Origin of the sequence: Streptococcus varani (assembly GCF_001375655.1) — a bacterium.
GTDB lineage: Bacteria > Bacillota > Bacilli > Lactobacillales > Streptococcaceae > Streptococcus > Streptococcus varani.
Genome location: NZ_CTEN01000003.1, coordinates 112,051 through 129,447 on the forward strand (window position 1 = coordinate 112,051; position 17,397 = coordinate 129,447).

Annotated in this window: 14 protein-coding genes; 3 read left to right on the top strand and 11 right to left on the bottom strand. The window is 41.8% G+C overall.

Going from position 1 to position 17,397, the window contains the following annotated elements; translation table 11 throughout:
* Window positions 1-50: 50 nt before the first annotated feature.
* The 7 genes from BN1356_RS06630 to BN1356_RS06660 all read right to left on the bottom strand — a co-directional run bounded on the left by BN1356_RS06630 (window position 51) and on the right by BN1356_RS06660 (window position 7,526).
* Window positions 51-749 (bottom strand): class B sortase, encoded by a 699-nt coding sequence (locus tag BN1356_RS06630; protein ID WP_093650623.1) that lies wholly within the window; start codon window positions 747-749, stop codon window positions 51-53.
* Between the two features lie 340 nt (window positions 750-1,089).
* Window positions 1,090-2,445 carry a 23S rRNA (uracil(1939)-C(5))-methyltransferase RlmD gene (rlmD, locus tag BN1356_RS06635; RefSeq protein WP_093650624.1) on the bottom strand — a complete coding sequence of 452 codons (1,356 nt, stop codon included), beginning with the start codon at window positions 2,443-2,445 and terminating at the stop codon, window positions 1,090-1,092.
* A gap of 91 nt (window positions 2,446-2,536) precedes the next feature.
* Window positions 2,537-3,910: an LCP family protein gene (locus BN1356_RS06640; RefSeq protein ID WP_093650625.1), complete on the bottom strand. Its 1,374-nt coding sequence runs from the start codon at window positions 3,908-3,910 to the stop codon at window positions 2,537-2,539.
* Window positions 3,911-3,925: 15 nt separating this feature from the next.
* A complete protein-coding gene (gene pheA, locus BN1356_RS06645; RefSeq protein WP_093650626.1) occupies window positions 3,926-4,753 on the bottom strand; it encodes a prephenate dehydratase in 828 nt (275 codons plus the stop codon).
* A complete protein-coding gene (locus BN1356_RS06650; RefSeq protein WP_093650627.1) occupies window positions 4,744-5,235 on the bottom strand; it encodes a shikimate kinase in 492 nt (163 codons plus the stop codon). The genes pheA and BN1356_RS06650 overlap by 10 nt, the downstream gene beginning before the upstream one ends.
* On the bottom strand, window positions 5,228-6,511 hold the full coding sequence (aroA, locus tag BN1356_RS06655) for a 3-phosphoshikimate 1-carboxyvinyltransferase (protein WP_093650628.1): 1,284 nt from the start codon (window positions 6,509-6,511) through the stop codon (window positions 5,228-5,230). The genes BN1356_RS06650 and aroA overlap by 8 nt, the downstream gene beginning before the upstream one ends.
* 94 nt (window positions 6,512-6,605) lie before the next feature.
* Window positions 6,606-7,526, bottom strand: a complete 921-nt coding sequence (locus BN1356_RS06660) for an L-lactate dehydrogenase (protein ID WP_093650629.1) — start codon at window positions 7,524-7,526, stop codon at window positions 6,606-6,608.
* A gap of 170 nt (window positions 7,527-7,696) precedes the next feature.
* Between BN1356_RS06660 and BN1356_RS06665 the strand changes: the two genes are divergently transcribed.
* Genes BN1356_RS06665 through aroB form a run of 3 tightly spaced genes read left to right on the top strand, consistent with a single transcriptional unit; the run spans window position 7,697 to window position 10,718 of the window.
* Window positions 7,697-8,722 (top strand): 3-deoxy-7-phosphoheptulonate synthase, encoded by a 1,026-nt coding sequence (locus tag BN1356_RS06665; protein WP_093650630.1) that lies wholly within the window; start codon window positions 7,697-7,699, stop codon window positions 8,720-8,722.
* A gap of 31 nt (window positions 8,723-8,753) precedes the next feature.
* On the top strand, window positions 8,754-9,620 hold the full coding sequence (locus BN1356_RS06670; protein ID WP_093650631.1) for a shikimate dehydrogenase: 867 nt from the start codon (window positions 8,754-8,756) through the stop codon (window positions 9,618-9,620).
* A 30-nt stretch (window positions 9,621-9,650) separates the two neighbouring features.
* Window positions 9,651-10,718: a 3-dehydroquinate synthase gene (gene aroB, locus BN1356_RS06675; protein WP_093650632.1), complete on the top strand. Its 1,068-nt coding sequence runs from the start codon at window positions 9,651-9,653 to the stop codon at window positions 10,716-10,718.
* 178 nt (window positions 10,719-10,896) lie between these two features.
* Here aroB and BN1356_RS06680 read toward each other — a convergent pair whose 3' ends face one another.
* The 4 genes from BN1356_RS06680 to BN1356_RS06695 all read right to left on the bottom strand — a co-directional run bounded on the left by BN1356_RS06680 (window position 10,897) and on the right by BN1356_RS06695 (window position 17,167).
* Entirely contained in the window at window positions 10,897-13,806 is a 2,910-nt protein-coding gene (locus tag BN1356_RS06680) for an NADH-dependent flavin oxidoreductase (protein ID WP_093650633.1), read from the bottom strand.
* Between the two features lie 2 nt (window positions 13,807-13,808).
* Window positions 13,809-14,576, bottom strand: coding sequence for a type I 3-dehydroquinate dehydratase (gene aroD, locus BN1356_RS06685; protein WP_093650634.1), 768 nt, complete (start codon window positions 14,574-14,576; stop codon window positions 13,809-13,811).
* 266 nt (window positions 14,577-14,842) lie between these two features.
* On the bottom strand, window positions 14,843-16,180 hold the full coding sequence (locus BN1356_RS06690) for an SLC13 family permease (protein WP_093650635.1): 1,338 nt from the start codon (window positions 16,178-16,180) through the stop codon (window positions 14,843-14,845).
* A 30-nt stretch (window positions 16,181-16,210) separates the two neighbouring features.
* Entirely contained in the window at window positions 16,211-17,167 is a 957-nt protein-coding gene (locus tag BN1356_RS06695) for an alpha/beta hydrolase (protein WP_093650981.1), read from the bottom strand.
* Window positions 17,168-17,397 lie beyond the last annotated feature (230 nt).

Here is a 17,397-nt window from a genome sequence, read left to right on the forward strand (position 1 = left end):
CAGTAAACTCAGAGACAGCCTCCAAAATCTGGAAAGTTTCATCTTGTGTATCATGTATCTGTCCTTTCTGTAATCGTTCTTAAACGAGCAGTAACGACATAGCGTTGATTATTGTTCACAGCATCACATGTCGAAAGGATTAAAAATCTGTCCTTGTCTTTTTCAATCGGCAAGAATCTGTAAGAGCCACCATTGGTCTCTACTCGTTCCTTTAGGGTGTCAAGGTAGTGGGTTAAGCCACTTCTCGTCCCTAGCTGGAAACTTTGAAAGAGGTGGTCATCTACATAAGGGTGTGCGGCTACGATGTCATATTCATAGTGATGATCTATAGTATCAATCGTTATCAGGGTATGGTCTTTGAAAAACTGTCGATCCGCAAAATAATCCAAGGAGCCAAACATAGAATCATCAACCATGGCATGACCGTAAATAATCGTTACAGAATCATTGAAGGTCTTGGTATTCACCAACTCTGTAAAAATCGCACCATAGTAAGTCTCATTTCTGTCCAAATCATGAGACAGGTAATAGCTATCCTCTGTCGGGTGTTGGGCAACAGGATAGTCAATCTTTGTGCCTTCAACCCTTAACCAAGCATAGACATCTGGATTTTGATGAAAAAGCTCTGTTTTCTTATCATGATAAGTCCTCTCGCCAACATCCTCTTCAAAACGTGATAGATAATAAAAGCCGTATGAGAGTAGAGCGAATAGAACTACCACTCCTAAACATTTAAACAACCGTTTCATAGTACTCTCCTATATGTACAATTATAGCAGAAGATAATCGCATTTGTAAACGAAGTATAAGTTTATTTCGTGATAAGACTTGTTATATCATATACACAGTTAATGTCTTCCATTTCTCTCCAGACCAGAGCAGTGATTGAAGGGGGTACGTTTATTCCCACAAACCCTTATCAATGGAAACAAACACGTACCCCCTTAGGGTTTATGGAAATAGATTCTACGTCACCCAAGTTATCAAGCCTACTCATTCAACTTGTACTCTCACTCTGATACTTACCCCTCTATACGACAAAAAGCCTTGATACCAAGGCTTTTCACTATCCCTTTCGTTCAAAGGTTTCTAGGCTTTTACGAGCAAAGCAACACACTCCACGTGATGAGTCATCGGAAACAAGTCAACTGGCTGTACCTTCTCCAACTGATATCCCAACTCTTCATAGAGTTTGATATCACGCGCCATGGTGGCTGGGTTACAAGAAACATAGGTAATTTTAGCTGGTTGCATGGCTACACATGCTTTGATGAAGCTTTCTGTCAAGCCTTTACGTGGTGGATCCACTAAGATGACACTTGGCTTGATTCCTTGCTTGCTCCACTCTGCCATGGCATTTTCAGCTGTATCAGCAACAAAGTGGGCATTGGTGATACCATTGCGTTCAGCATTTTTTTTCGCATCTGCTACGGCTTGTTCAAGGACTTCTACACCATAAACTGCCTTAACCGACTTGGCAAAAGACAGCCCAATGGTTCCAATGCCAGAATAAGCATCAATAACCACATCCTCTGCTGTCAACTCTGAAAAATCGATAGCTGTCTGGTAGAGTTTCTCCGCCATAAGGGTATTGACTTGATAGAAAGATTGGGCTGAAATGGCATAGGTATTGCCCAACATAGTGTCCTCAATCTTGTCAGAGCCATATAGGGTACTAAATTCTGAACCAAAAATAGCATTGGTATTCTTGTCGTTGATATTCTGGATAATCGATGTGACCGCTGGAAATTCAGCGACTATCTTCTCAATCATCTGCTCCATACGAAAAACTTTTGGACGTGTTGTTACCAAGACCAGCATGATTTGACCGGAGTAATGGCCACGACGGACCACCAAATTTCGGATGAGCCCTGTCTGTTCCACCTCATCATAAGGCTTGATGTCAAAACGACGCAGTAAATCACGGACAAATAGAATCAGCCTATCAATCTCCTTATCCTGGATATAAAAATCTTCAATGGGCATAAGATCATGGGAATTTTTACGGAAAAATCCCGTCTCCAGCTGACCATTGACACGGCGAACTGGTACCTGAGCCTTATTGCGATAAGCCAAAGGATTTTCCATGCCGATAGTCTCAGCCACTTCGACATTGGCAATCCCTGCTGTCTTGTAGAGATTATCTACCACTTGCTTACGCTTAAACTTGAGTTGCTCGCTATATACCAAATGCCCAAAATCAGCAATCCCTGTTCGTAAATAAGCCGCATCCACATCCTCATTGCGATAAGCTGACTTAGTCAGGTATTCTTCCACCTTACCAAAACCAATTGTTTTCTTCAATTTGAGCACCCGCATACGGATGGTCTCACCAGGAAGGGCATTTTCAACAAAGAAGACAAAACCATCTACCTTGGCAACCCCAGCCCCATCATGGCTCAAGTCTGCTATTTCAACTTCTACAATATCATTTTTTTGTAACATATTTTTCCTCATTCTAGCGAATCAATTTCTCTTTTCCCAAAAGGAAAAGGAGTGATTCCATCACTCCATTATATCATATTTAAGACTAGTTTTAGCGGAAACCAAGTTCTGCCAGTCGCTCTTTGTACTTGACAAAATCAACTTCCAATCCTAATCCAACATAGACATCATAAGCATCGACCCAATCACCCATCTCAGGGACCGTCGTTTGGACAACACCATTTGAAGCATCAAGTGCTGCCGGAAGGCCATTTGTAATCATAAAAAGTGGTGAAATGGTAGTTGGCGTTAAAGCATAAACTTTTCCCAGAGCTTCCGAACCCGTAAAGAGTTTGGTTGCATCTTTGACCTGTGTCATGATGGCTGCCATCACTTCTTGCTGGCGACGAGTACGACCAAAATCTCCCTCATCATCTGACCGAAAACGAGCATAGTTGAGGAGAGTCTTACCATTCATCTGCTGTTTTCCAACTTGAATCGTTTGATAGGGTTTACCTCCTGAAGCAAAGCCCAAATCATCAGGGACTTCAACCGAGGAGACCGCTTGACCAGCAATCGTAGAGAATTTGGCATCCATGGCAACACCATTTGGGAACACGGTATCAATAGCCGTTGCAAAGGTTGAGAAGTCTATCATGACATAGTGTTGAATTTCAATACCATAAAATTCCTCCAAAACCTCTCTCAGATTCTCCGCACCCTTATTGCCATTTTGCTGACCAAGTTCATAAGCCAAATTGAGCTTATAATCATTGCCTTGAATATTAATCAGAGTATCCCGCATAAAGCTAACCATCTTGATTTTTTTATCTGAATTATTGATGTTAACCACCATGATAGAATCTGTTCGGATCCCCTCACCAGAAGTCTGCTCGCGACCATCTGTACCAAGGACCAGAATATTTACCCCATCACGAGCAGCTTGGCCTTGGAAAGTTTCCGGTTTCGCCTTATGTTCAATACTACTATAGCCCTTGATAAACATGAAAAGCAAACCAATCAAAGTTAGCAAAATTGCCCAGATGATGATTTTAAAAATCCGTTTAAACCAATTGACTTTCTTACGAGGTTTTCTGACTTTTTCTTCTTGAACTGTATCTGAAGCCAAGATTTCTCGAACAGGAAGTTGTTTCTTGACTTTCTGCTTTTTAATTTTCTCTTTCTTAGGTCCCTTTACTTTACGACGACGCTCTTCTCTTGGATAAGTAGGTAGAATATCCCCTTCATCAGGATAAGCATCATAACTTTCATATTTACGTGCATGATCTTCTCGGTAAGAAGGTAATTCCGAATAAGTTGTTTTTGGGCGGCTAGCTTTCCGTGAAGGTCGAACGAACCCTTGAAGTCTTTCCTCTAAGTAATCAAGTTCTTCTATCTCACTATCATTGAGATAATAAATATTCTTTCGTAAATAATCTAATCGCAATTCCTCATGATGACTGAGGTTGCCTCTACTTCTTGTCATATCAATTCCTTTTCTCTACTTGGCCTTATAAACCAAGTAGCTCCCTAAAATTTTATAAGAAATTCCTAAGCTTGTCAATTCTTTTAGGGCAAATTGGACTAAATCAGGCTGGTTATAATTGATATCAATGATAAAGAAATATTCACCAAGCGCTGTTTTGAGAGGGCGACTTTCAATCTTAGTCAGGTCAATCCCACGCCAAGCAAAGACCGACATGGCCTTATAGAGAGCACCAGGAAGATTGTCCGGCAAGGTTAATCCTAGGGACATCTTCTTTTCTCTACTGGACAAATTAATCTCTGGAGCAGTTTTCCCAAAAATCCAAAAACGAGTGAAATTCTCATCAATTTCTTGGATATCTTGGGCAATGACCTGTAAACCATATTCTTCTGCCGCAGCATGTGGCGCAATCGCAGCATAGGCTTCTTCTGGGTATTCAGCAACCAACCGTGCTGCATAAGCTGTACTTGCTGTGATTTCCACCTTAGCATGCGGGTAATGTTCCTGGATGTATTGTTTTCCTTGGGCGATGGCTTGAGGGTGAGAATAGATGACCTCAATCGGTCTGTCCTTGCTAAGTGCCAGCAACTGTTGGGCAATCGGCTGAACTAGTTCTGCCACCGCATGAATTTCCGCCTGATGAAAAAGATAATCTAAACTCTCATGGACTGGACCTTGGATTGAATTTTCAATAGGAATGACCGAAAAATCCACTTGGCCAGACTCATAGGCTTTGATGACTTCAGTTATGGTAGAAAATGCCAGTAAAATTGCGTCAGGAAAAGCCTGTTGAGCGACATGATGACTAAAGGAGCCTCTCGGCCCCAGATATGCTACATACATTTAATTAACCTTGCAATTTCCTCTGGAGAACGATTATCTGTGTTGATGATTAGATCTGATAACCCTTCGTATAGACCCATGCGGCGTTCGTAAATTCCATGAAAATCCTCTTTTGAATTGTTCAAGAAAAGAGGACGTTGATAGATTTCATCGTGAAGAATTCGGTCATACAACACTTCAAAAGATGCAGCCAAGAGAACATTGTACTTACGGTTTTTGCGCAAGAGTTCTCGATTTTTCTCAGAAATAACTACCCCACCACCAGTTGAAATGATATTGTCACCTTCCAAAGCAAGCAGCTCCTCCAAGGTTTCCGATTCAATCTTACGAAAGGCCGGCTCACCAAATTTGGCGAAGTATTCAGAGATAGTCATACCGATTTTTTCTTCAATAATGGTGTCCATATCATAGAAATTTCCATCCAAATGTCCTGCTACTGTCGTTTTTCCTGCTCCCATAAAGCCTAGTAAAATTTTAGTCATCTTGTAGTCCTTTCAAATCTGCGAAGAAGCTTGGATAGCTTGTGTTAATGGCTTCAGCCCTCTCTAGTTGAACCTCTCCATCCGTAACTAAGAGAGCTGCGATGGCAGCCATCATCCCGATGCGGTGATCGCCAAATGTATTGATGTTAGCACCGTGAAGGACTGTCTTACCCTTGATAATCATTCCGTCATCAGTCGGGGTAATATCTGCCCCCATAGAATTAAGAGCATCAGCCACCACTTGGATGCGATCTGTCTCCTTAACTTTGAGCTCTTCCGCATCGCGGATAATAGTGGTTCCCTCAACCTGTGTGGCTAAAAGGGCGATAATCGGCAGTTCATCAATGAGACGGGGAATGATTTCACCAGCAATTTCCATTCCATGTAAGTCCGAAGACTCCACTGTGATGGTTGCTGATTTAGCGACTTGATCCACCTGAGAAATGGTCATCTTGCCACCCATAGTCTGGATAACATCTAGAATACCTGTTCTCGTTTCGTTAATGCCGACATTTTCCAAAATGATTTTAGAATTTGGTACAATTAGTCCAGCTACTAACCAGAAGGCTGCACTGGAGATATCACCAGGAACGACCACTTCCTGACCAGTCAATTCTTGGCCACCAGAAATGCGGATTTCCTTATCATCCACATCAATTTCCCCACCAAATTGAACAATCATATCCTCAGTATGGTTACGGGTCTTTTCTTTTTCAATAATAATTGACTCCCCATCAGCTTGTAAGGCTGCAAAAATAAGAGCTGATTTGACCTGGGCTGAAGCCACAGGAAGGTGATAATGGATAGGTTTGAGATTCTTGTTGCCGTGCATTTTAAGAGGTGGAAAGTGACGATCTGTTTGTCCAGATACCTCAACTCCCATCTGACTGAGAGGTTGCGTTACACGGTCCATAGGACGCTTGGATAAACTGTCATCTCCAAACATGACCACATCAAAGTCCTGACCGGCTAAGACACCTGAAATCAAGCGAATAGAGGTCCCTGAGTTGCCCATATCCAACTCTTTATCAGGCGCTTTCAATCCATCAAAGCCAACACCTTGAATGGTGATAATCTGTCCATCATCTTCTATTTGGACACCCATATCTCGAAATACTTGCATGGTAGAAAGAACATCTTCTCCCCGTAAAATACCGTGAACTTTAGTGACACCTTTTGCCAAAGAGCCAAACATAATAGAACGATGGCTGATAGATTTGTCACCCGGCACTCGAAGATTTCCCCTTAAACCTGGGGAACTCGTTTCTAATTTCATCTGCTAGACCACACCCTTCCGACTTGATATTTTACATTATTGCAATAGTTTACCATAAAAAGGCAGAAATTTCTAACAATTTCTGCCTTTCTTTCTATTTTGATAGGGTTTCTGCGAACTTTTTCTTAATATAATTGGCAGAAGCTTCTAATTTAGCTTCTTCTTCCTCAGTCAAAGAAAGCTGAACCTGTTCAATAATCCCTTGCCGACCAACAATGGCTGGATAAGAAAGATAGGTTTGGTATTTTTCATAGTAGACGGAAACAGGTAGTTCTTCATAGCTGTCTGATACAACTGCTAGAGCTAGGCGAATAGCCGCTGAAGCAATGCCATAGCTGGTGTATTTTTTACCATAAAAAACTCTATGTCCGCCCATGATCGATTCCTTAGCCAAATCTTCTAAAAGTTCTACTGGAGCAATGTCAACAATAGACTGACCCTTAATGCGGACCTGACTCCAAGCTGTAAATTGAGAATTGCCATGTTCTCCTAAATTATAACCGTAGACACTGCGAGGGTTGACCTGAAAATGCTGTCCAACAGCCCGTTTCATACGAGCCGTATCTAAAAGTGTTCCCGTGCCAATTACGCGCTCCTTGGGTAAGCCACTATAGTGCTGGAAGAGGCTGGTAACTACATCGACCGGATTGGTGATGACAATGAGGACTCCTGCAAAGCCAACTCTTTTTAACTCTTCAGCTACAAGAGGCACTTGCTTAGCAGTAAAGATCAATTCAGCAAAACGATCGGCATCTAGATTGTCCTGAAGAGCAATATCCCCCAAGGCAGAAATAACCACGTCTGCATCTGCCAAAGCATCATAATCATTCATGATGATATTGGCATGATGGTGAATGTTCATTGCAGCATCTTGAAAATCAGTCATATCCGCTGTAACTTTTGTTTCATTGGTATCAATCAAGACATAATCGTCAAAGGCACCCTGGGCAATTAAACCATGAGCCGTTGTTGAGCCAACATGGCCCATGCCAATAATTCCTACTTTTCGTGACATAAGATATCTCCCTATCCTTATTTTTTATCCTTATTATACACCACTTTCTATTTTGTAGACCCTCTTATATATGTCATTTGTGACTTATATCCAAAATTGTTTGAATATTTTGAAAAAAGTGCTATAATATGCCCAATCTATTATGGAGAAAATTAGGAGGAAGATGACCCATGTTTAAGAAAATCAGTGAGCAAATCAATATTGAAGATGTTAAGGAACACTCAAAGCTGAGTCCAGCTGCATTCGCTCGAAAAGAGGAGCGAGACCGAGAATTAGAAGCCATTCTAAAGGGTGAAGATGACCGCCTACTCTTGGTCATAGGACCCTGTTCATCCGATAATGAAGAGGCGGTCTTGGACTACGCCCATCGTCTAGCTAAACTTCAGGAAAAGTTCAAAGACAAAATTTTCATGGTAATGCGAGTCTACACCGCTAAGCCACGAACAAATGGTGATGGCTATAAGGGACTCATGCATCAACCAGATACAGATGCTGCACCAAGTCTAATTAATGGAATTAAGGCTGTCCGCAATTTGCATTATCGCGTGATTAGTGAGACTGGCTTGACAACCGCTGATGAAATGCTTTATCCAGAAAATCTATCCCTTGTGGATGACTTGGTCTCCTACATTGCTATCGGAGCTCGTTCAGTAGAAAACCAACAACACCGCTTCGTCGCTTCTGGTATCGATGTACCTACAGGTATGAAAAATCCGACTTCTGGGAACCTCAAGGTCATGTTTAATGGAATTTTTGCTGCTCAGAAAAAGCAATCCTTCCTCTTCAATGCCTCAGAAGTAGAAACTTCTGGTAATCCGCTAGCTCATGTTATCCTCCGTGGTGCCACAAACGAAAACGGATCCTACCTCCCCAACTACTACTATGACAATCTGCTCGAAACCATTAAACTCTATCAGGATTTCGGCCTAGAGAATCCTTTTATCATTATCGACACCAACCATGATAATTCTGGTAAAAATTATCTGGAACAAATTCGCATTGTCCGCCAAACCCTCATCAACCGTGCCTGGAATGAATCCATCCACAAGTATGTCCGTGGCTTTATGATCGAGTCTTATATCGAAGATGGTCGCCAGGATAATCCAGATGTTTACGGTAAATCCATTACAGACCCATGTTTAGGTTGGGACAAAACACAGGAACTGATTGAGGAAATCTATCAGACTAGCAAATAAAAATCCAAACACCGTTCAGAGGAGAAAATCTATGCCAATTGATGGACACACACGTTTAGCTGCAGTTGTTGCCAGACCTATTAAACACTCCATTTCCCCCTTTATCCATAATTATGCCTTTGACAAGGCTGGCATCAATGGGGTTTATGTGGCCTGGGATATTCCTGAGAGTGACTTAGAAGCTACTGTTTCCAATATCAAACGCTATGATATGTTTGGTATCAACATTTCCATGCCCTATAAACGAGCCGTAATGGCCTATATGGATGAGCTGACGGATTCCGCCAAGCTGATTGGAGCAGTCAACACTGTTATCCACCAGGATGGAAAATTGACTGGCCACAACACAGATGGAATTGGCTTCTTTAGAAGTTTGGAAACCTATGCCAATTTCCAAGTCAAAGATAAAACAGTGACCATTTTGGGAGCTGGTGGTGCTGGTACAGCCATCATCGCTCAAGCTGCCTTAAACGGTGCTAAAAAAATCAACATTTTCAACCAAAGCCAATATTTGCAAGAGACAATCGAAAAAGCTCAAAAAATTGCTGCTGCAACTGGCGTCAAGCTAGAGGTATTTCCAGTTGAAGATTGGGAGCTCATTCAAGAAAAAATCATGGAGTCAGACTTATTGGTCAATGCTACTTCTGTCGGCATGAATGGAAAGTCCATGCTCTTGCGAGAAGATACGGTCTTTCCTGAGGGAATCCAAATCGCTGATGTCATCTACCAACCCTTTGAGACTCCCTTCTTACAATTTGCCCGCAGTAAGGGATTGCCAGCCATCAATGGATTGGGCATGCTTCTTTTTCAAGCGGCTGAAGCCTTTGAGGCTTGGACTGGACAAAAAATGCCAACAGACCAAATTTGGGCTGCCTTGGAAGAGAAATACAGCAAATAAAATGCATGGAAAGAGAAAGCAGGTGATTTTGTGCAATTGAAAGTTAATCTACCCCATCATCCCTATGATTTAGTTATTGAAAAAGGCAGTTTGATCAAGACCGGACAATGGGTGGCCAGCCTCTGGAAACCGCAAAAGATTGCCATTGTGACAGACGATAAGGTTGGTCCCCTCTATGCTCAAAGGGTCACATCCAGTTTGGAAGAAGCCGGTTTCCCAGTCATTCTTTTCGAATTTCCAGAAGGGGAAGCTAGCAAGAGTTTAGAAGTCAGCCAGCAAATTTATGAATTTTTGGTCAAAAATGATATGACTCGAAGCGATGCTATCATTGCACTTGGTGGCGGTGTTGTTGGAGACTTGGCTGGTTTTGTTGCCTCAACCTACATGCGGGGAATCCATTTCTTACAGATTCCAACCAGCTTGACAGCTCAGGTAGACTCCTCCATTGGTGGAAAGACTGGGGTCAACACACCATTTGCAAAGAACATGGTCGGAAGTTTCTATCAGCCCGATGGCGTCCTCATCGACCCTCTTACCCTTCATACTCTCGGACAACGAGAGCTGATCGAAGGCATGGGAGAGGTCATCAAATATGGCCTGATTGAAGACCTAGAGCTCTGGCAGGAACTTCAAGATATGGACGGTTCTCCTGAGTCAATTTTGGAGCATGCTGAAAGCCTGATTTATCGTTCCTGCGAGGTCAAGCGAAAAATTGTGGTGGCCGATGAACTGGATAAGGGCCTCCGACTCCATCTAAACTTCGGACATACAATCGGACACGCCATCGAGTCTACAGCCGGTTACGGCCAGGTCATGCACGGGGAAGCCGTGGTAATCGGGATGGTTCAGATTTCCCGAGTCGCAGAAAAAAAAGGACTCATGCCGGCAGGAATCACCGAGCAAATCATCACCATGTGCCAAAAATTTGGTCTTCCGACTTCTCATGAACCCTGGAACACGGATGACCTCTATATGGCCTTGACTCATGATAAAAAGGCTCGAGGCAAGTCTATCCAGACCATTATCGTGCCTAAATTAGGATCCGCAGCCATCAATCAAATTCCTTTAGAAGAAATGAAGGACTATTTGAAAAAATAAGAAATAAGAAAGTTAACAGAAGTAAGCAAAAAAATCCAGAACTCAAAAAAGGTATAGAATCAGCTTATCAAACAAGTTGATTCTATACCTTTTTTAGAGTATTCAATTGTCAAAGATCGGCTGGGATTTGAGTTTTTCGTTAGCCTTTTTTCATCTTGTTATTTGATCTGAGAGAAACTTACTTTTCCGCGATCTGTTCTGCAGCTAATTTACCAGAAGTTAATGCCCATGCATTATTTGCGCCGGATGGGGAGTCTGTCCCCATCACACCACCAACTACTTCACCGGCGGCATAGAGACCTTTGATGATACTGTCTTTGGTATTAACAACTTCAAGACTATCATTGACAACCAAGCTACCCATTGTGGTTGCAAAGCGTGGTTTTTGCTCAATCAAGTAATATGGACCAGCACCAACAGGCACTTGGAGGAAACGAAGTTCACGATGGAAATCTTCATCCTCACCTTTAGCGACAAAATCATTATAACGAGCAACCGTACTTTCTAAGGTTGCAGCATCAATACCAGCCACATCAGCTAGCTCTGCCAGAGTTTGGCCGTGGTAGAGGTAAGGTGTTTCACGACCGTTACTGTCCAACCATTTTTCAACTTCAGCAGATGAAATACCACCTTCGGCAATCCCTTCACGGAAACTCTCAAAATGTTTTTGGTCAAGAAGCAAGTAGAGAATTTTTGGTTCTTGTTCCAGAAGAACTTCCAGAATATCATGGTTGGAGGCCCGTTCATTGACAACACGTTTTCCTTGACCATCTAGAAGTAAGCCATTTTCTTTGAGGACACGCAGATTTCCATCAATAGTTGATTTTGCTTTACCAGGTGCCACTTCCAAACCATTTGGATAAATCTTACCAAGATTCATCATCCGTGTTGCAGCATCGATACCAGGAGCTTGTGCCATTTGCACACCTTCTCCCATTGAGGAATTGGTACCATAGAAGAGAACATCTTTTAGCTCATCTGGCAACATATCCTTATTATTACCATAGCCACCTGTTGTTAGGATAACACCTTTTGCCTTGATGCGGTGAGTTGTTCCATTTTCTTCTATGGCTACTAAACCAGTCACATTTCCTTTTCCATCTGTCAAGAGTTCTTCTGCCTTAGTTTGCAGTAAGACTTGAACATTGGAAGCAGCCATTTTTGCACGAATGGAAGCCGCAAATCCATGACCACCATGGGCGTAAGCTAGTTCCCGATCCTTGGCATATTCAGCTAGGACATGGAGTCCTGTCTCTGTATCATATTCGACACCGATATATTCATGAACCCAGTCAGTCGCTTGTCCAACATTCTCTGTCAATAGGGTCAAGAGCGAACGAACATTTTGCCCATTACCATTAGCCATAAAATCATCAAACATTGATTCTGGTGTATCGTCTGTCACACCAGCTGCTTTTTGAAGTTTTGAGCCCATAACAACCTGATTTCCACCAGAGACAGAAATGGCACCACCGATAAAGCTCAGTTTTTCAACCAAAACTGTCTTGAGACCCAGTTCATCGGCACGTAAGGATGCTGCGATACCTGCTGCACCGCCCCCGACAACAACCACATCTACTTCTTCTTCAAGCACTTGAGTTGATTTTTCCATGACTGGCTTTTGACGGGCCTTGAGAACATCGACTGCATCCTGTCCACTAGCTTTTCGAGCAGCATCAGAGACACCATCAATCACCCCTTGTGAGGTTGATGATGCTCCGGATACAGCATCAACATTGAGGGTTTGGAATTCGATGATTTGTTTTGGAATCCGTTCAAACACTAAGTCGGATAGACCTTCTGATTCATCGGCACTGTCAATTTCAATGGCAGTAATCTGATGACTATCGAAGGTTACAACCATTGGCAATTCATTATTGTGACCATGAGCTGTCACATGGTATTGACCAGCCTTAAATTCGAGTGGTTTACTCATCAACTCTTCTAAACGAGCTTCCTTGGCTTTTTCAGTTTCAACATCCTTAACCAAAAAGAAAGACTCATCCATGAAATCCCATAGAGGTTCTGGGATAAAGAGGGCTTCACGGTCCTTCACATCTGCATAAGGTTGTACTTTTTCTCCTTTTTTGACGGTAGTAGCCCAATCTGGATCCACCAAGAAACCTTTAGCGACTGCAAGCAAATCATAACCAGCTTCTAAGGCTCCTTCTGCATCCTCTTTCTGCATGATCCCACCAACACCAATGATAGGAGTTTGTGCCAATTTTCCTGATTTGACTTTATTGTATTTACTGATGAGCATCTCTGGATCACTAGCATCAACAATAGAATTACGACTATAGATCCCCATTGAAAAATGGAAATAATCTAAATCATATTCAGCCAATTCATTTAAGAGATAGATGGTATCTTCAAAGCGAATACCTGGTTCTTCCAATTCTTCTGGTGAGAAACGGTAACCGAGTACAAAGTTCCTAGAGCCTTCTTCTTCAATGACTTTCTTGGCTGCCTTGACGACTTCAATCGGAAATTTAGCCCGTTTTTCAATGGTACCACCCCAGGCATCTTGGCGACGATTTGAGTGTGGTGAGAAAAATTGTTGCAAGAGGTAAGTATTTGCTCCGTGCAATTCTACTCCATCAAAACCAGCCTTGATAGCACGGCGAACCCCTTCAGCAAAGAAGTCGACCAAATCTAAAATCTCATGGTGATTGAGTTCAGTAGGTATCGGAGCACCCGGACGAAGAGCTGCAACTGGCGATGCAGAAACTGGATTTTTCCCTTCGTTCATATTTGGGAAGCCCATACGACCAGCATGGTAAATCTGAATGATGGCTTTTGAACCCTTGTCCTGAATTGCCTTTGCAAGTTTAGCTAGACCAGGGATTTTATCGTCCTTGTCAATTCCTACTGCACCATAGAAACCGCGACCATGGTTTTCAATAAAAGCAGATTCAACGATAACTGCTCCAACCTCACCAGAACGGTGGGCGTAATAGTCAACCAACTCGTGTGGAATCTTCCCATCAAAATAAGCTGACTGGGTCGTCATTGGTGAGATAAGGATTCTGTTCTTCAGTTCAAGACCAGATTTTAAAGTGAAATTTTCAAATAATTGCTTGGACATCTTTACTCCTCGTTGCTTAATTTCAAAGTTGATAAGATAGTGCGTAATTCTGCTACGGGTACTTGACCCGGAGCTGATGCTTTAGCAGCTGCTCCGAAAGTTGCAGACGAACCAAATACTTCACCACTTACCCGGCTGACCATACCCAGAGCCCCCATTGACATAGTAATAAGTGGTCGTCTTGCTCTTGCATACATTTCAGCCGTTGCCGTCAGGAGAGTAAGAACATCGTTATTGGACTGGGGCATAACAGCAATTTTACAGATATCCGCATTTCGCTCTTCCATGAGACTCAAACGGCGGACAATCTCATCCTTAGCTGGCGTCGCATCGAAATCATGGTTACACATAATGACTTTGACATCTTTTTCATGTGCCAGTTTGATCAAGTCTTGAACAGGCTCCTCAGGCATGAAAAGTTCCACATCAATCAAATCAGCACGACCATCAGCCAAGACTGCTTTATAGATTTCAAAATAAAGGTCGTCTGAGATAGGCAAGACTCCACCTTCTTTGGCTGTACGGAAAGTTACCAAGACTGGTTTTCCAGCTGCTCCTCGAACCTTATGAGACAAGGCTGCAACAGCTGAAGGATTTTCTACATTTTCATAGAAATCAATTCGCCACTCAATAACATCACAATCCAGGTCTTTAGCCTGATGTGCACCTGCTAAGATTTCTTCTTCTGTTTGGCCAACAAGTGGAACAATAATCTTTGGTCGACCTTGACCAAAGGTAACACCTGAAACAGTTATAATTGAGTCTGTCATATGATTTCCGCCTTTATGTGATATTATTCACTAAAAAGTTTATCACAATAAAATTGATAAATCTAATGAATATATTTTTCTAAATTTATAGAAGAAATCTATGTATTTATTTGCTACTACTATAAAAAAGAGGCTGAAAAAACTCAAAATTTAGACTTTCTATTAAGATTATAATCACCAAAAATGGCTTAGAATTAACGTTTCTGACGACGTTATTCTAAGCCATTTTCTATTTTTTAGCCTTTTTTGCCCAGCCTCCTCTGATTTTAAAATTGTAAAACTCCTGCTAAAAGAGCTGTCAAAATAACAATTAGATTGGTGACAAACATAATTGGTGCTGCGTGACGTGTGTATGGCCCTACTTCTTTTTCAATTAAGGAACAGCCGACAAAGGTTGCGGAGTTCATTGGTGTAACAGAAGTTGCCAAAGCCAAATTACATACAAATGGCGCGATAATTGCAATTGGCGACAAGCCGAAGGCAGCTCCCACTGAGATAAAAAGTGGGTAGAGAGCATTGTAAAGTTGGTAGGGCACAAAGTAGATAATGGGCACTGCCAAGAGTAAGAAGATAATATGCATATAATTGAGTAGGAAGGAAGGAAAGACACTTTCCAGCAGTTGAGCAAGAGAAGCCACCATGGAAAGTTTGCTGCCATCTTCAGGTGCTGCATTGAAGATAGCCAAATAGAAACAGATGGCCAAAAGCATAATTAAGACATTAAAGAAGGTCATGCCTGCCTTATTCCAAATCTGTCCGAAATTTTTTGGATAGTTAATAAGCGCCGTTACCATTGACGCTGCAATGAAGACCAAATAGGATGGAACTTTAAAGACTGCCAAAGCTACAATGACCAAAAGAAAAATGAAGAAATTGATCCAGAATAAATCATGACGAGAAAATTCTTTTTCCTTTGCAGCTTCTACTTCAGCTTCTTGTGCCTCAATACCTTCCGGTAAACCAAGTGTACCATGTTCTTTTTTATGACGCCATGCAAAATAAACATATTGCAAGATAATGGCTGGAATAAAGCAAAGTCCCCATGGCATAGAAGCTTGTGCTAGGGTTTCTGCATTGGTACCAGCCATGGTTGCTGACATGATCACACCGATTCCCCATGGCAACCAACACATAGCTGCCACGGCGGTTTGACAGATGATAAAAGCAAAGTCACGGTTAATTTTGAATTTTCTATAAAGAGGAATAACAATCGGGAAGACAACCAGATAAGTTGTGGACATATTAGCGGTCAAATAAGCAATCCCACCCAGAACAGATGTCAAAATCATGACTCCAACCACATTGAGGCGATCACCAATAAGTTTCATTACAGCGTTAACCATGACATCAAACATACCAGTTTCAGTCAACATAACAAAGTATATCAACCCAAACAAAAGCATATAGCCCGTCTGATTCATCACCGTGCTGAGTTGATTCAAAAGGAAAGTACTGGTTTGGGGCAAATCATAACCCATGAGAAAACTGAAAATGACAGGAACTGTGAACAAAACAAAGTTCATTGGGATTTTCAATTGTTTCTCAAAAAGGATGAATACAACAATAATAGCGAGCATAATTAATGCAAGAATGGCTGGACTCATAAATCTATCTCCTAACTATTTTTCAGAATCTTATTTTTTCAAATCTTCTAACAGACCAAATTCACGCTTGAAGGACCAAGCCATCATATCATGAGTAAAATCCGTAAAGGGATGTGGGGCTGATGAGTAACAATGACCAAGACGAGGCGCTTGATAGATTTCACAGGGGACTCCAAATTGTAAGAGTCGCTGAGCATAGTCTAAACCAGAATCGCGAAGAGTATCATACTCTGCTACAATAACCATAGTAGCTCCTAAACCACCCAAATCACTACAATAACTTGGAAATGCATAATAAGATGGATTTTGTCCATTATAGCCACCAAGATAAGTTGCTTCCGCTCCAACAGTCTTATTGTCTGGACCCATCTTCAGTTCCATATATTGATGCATAGAATAACTCGCATCGATATTGAGAGCCAGGGCTGGACAGTTGAGAACTGTCAAAGCTGGTTGGATTTCATTGCGGTCACGTAAGTATAAGGCTAAACCTTCTGCAATCGTTGCTCCAGCACTGGATCCATGCAAGCCCAAACGCTCTGAATCTCCACCAAACTCCTCTGCATGCTTATGCATATATATATAAGCAGCATGACAATCTTGCATGGGTTTTGGAAAGTGGATACCATCCTGACCACTGAGTCGGTATTCGACAGAAACTACGATAGCTGGAACACGTTCTGCAATAGCGATACAACGAGCATTATCAATATCGACTGTACCAGCCACGAAACCTCCACCATGAATATCTAAAATCATAGGTGCTTTCTCTGGTAAGTTAGCTGGTTTAAAGACACGAATCTTCAATTCTTGATTCTGATCTGGACCAGGAATCCTGCGATCCTCCATAGTCATTCCTTCTGGAAGTTCATAAGCAATCATAGCCTCCACCTGCGCTTTGGCACGAGCTTGAATTTCTTGACTAGACTTATCTGCTAAATTACTGGCAATGTGATTTTCATAACCTGGAAACGGCTTAATTTTCATAACATCAGCCCCTTTCATTTCTACACTTTTACATACTCATATTTTAACATAGATTGAGAATCTTTTCACAAGTTCATTTTATGAATTTTTGAAGCGGGTTCCAATAGATTTTATCTATTAATAGATAGGGTATTTTCTTTGAAAATGCTTACTCATGATTTTGAATACTCAATAAAAAGCAAAACCAAACTAGACTAAAGAAACCAGGAGGTCATAAATAATGAAAAAAG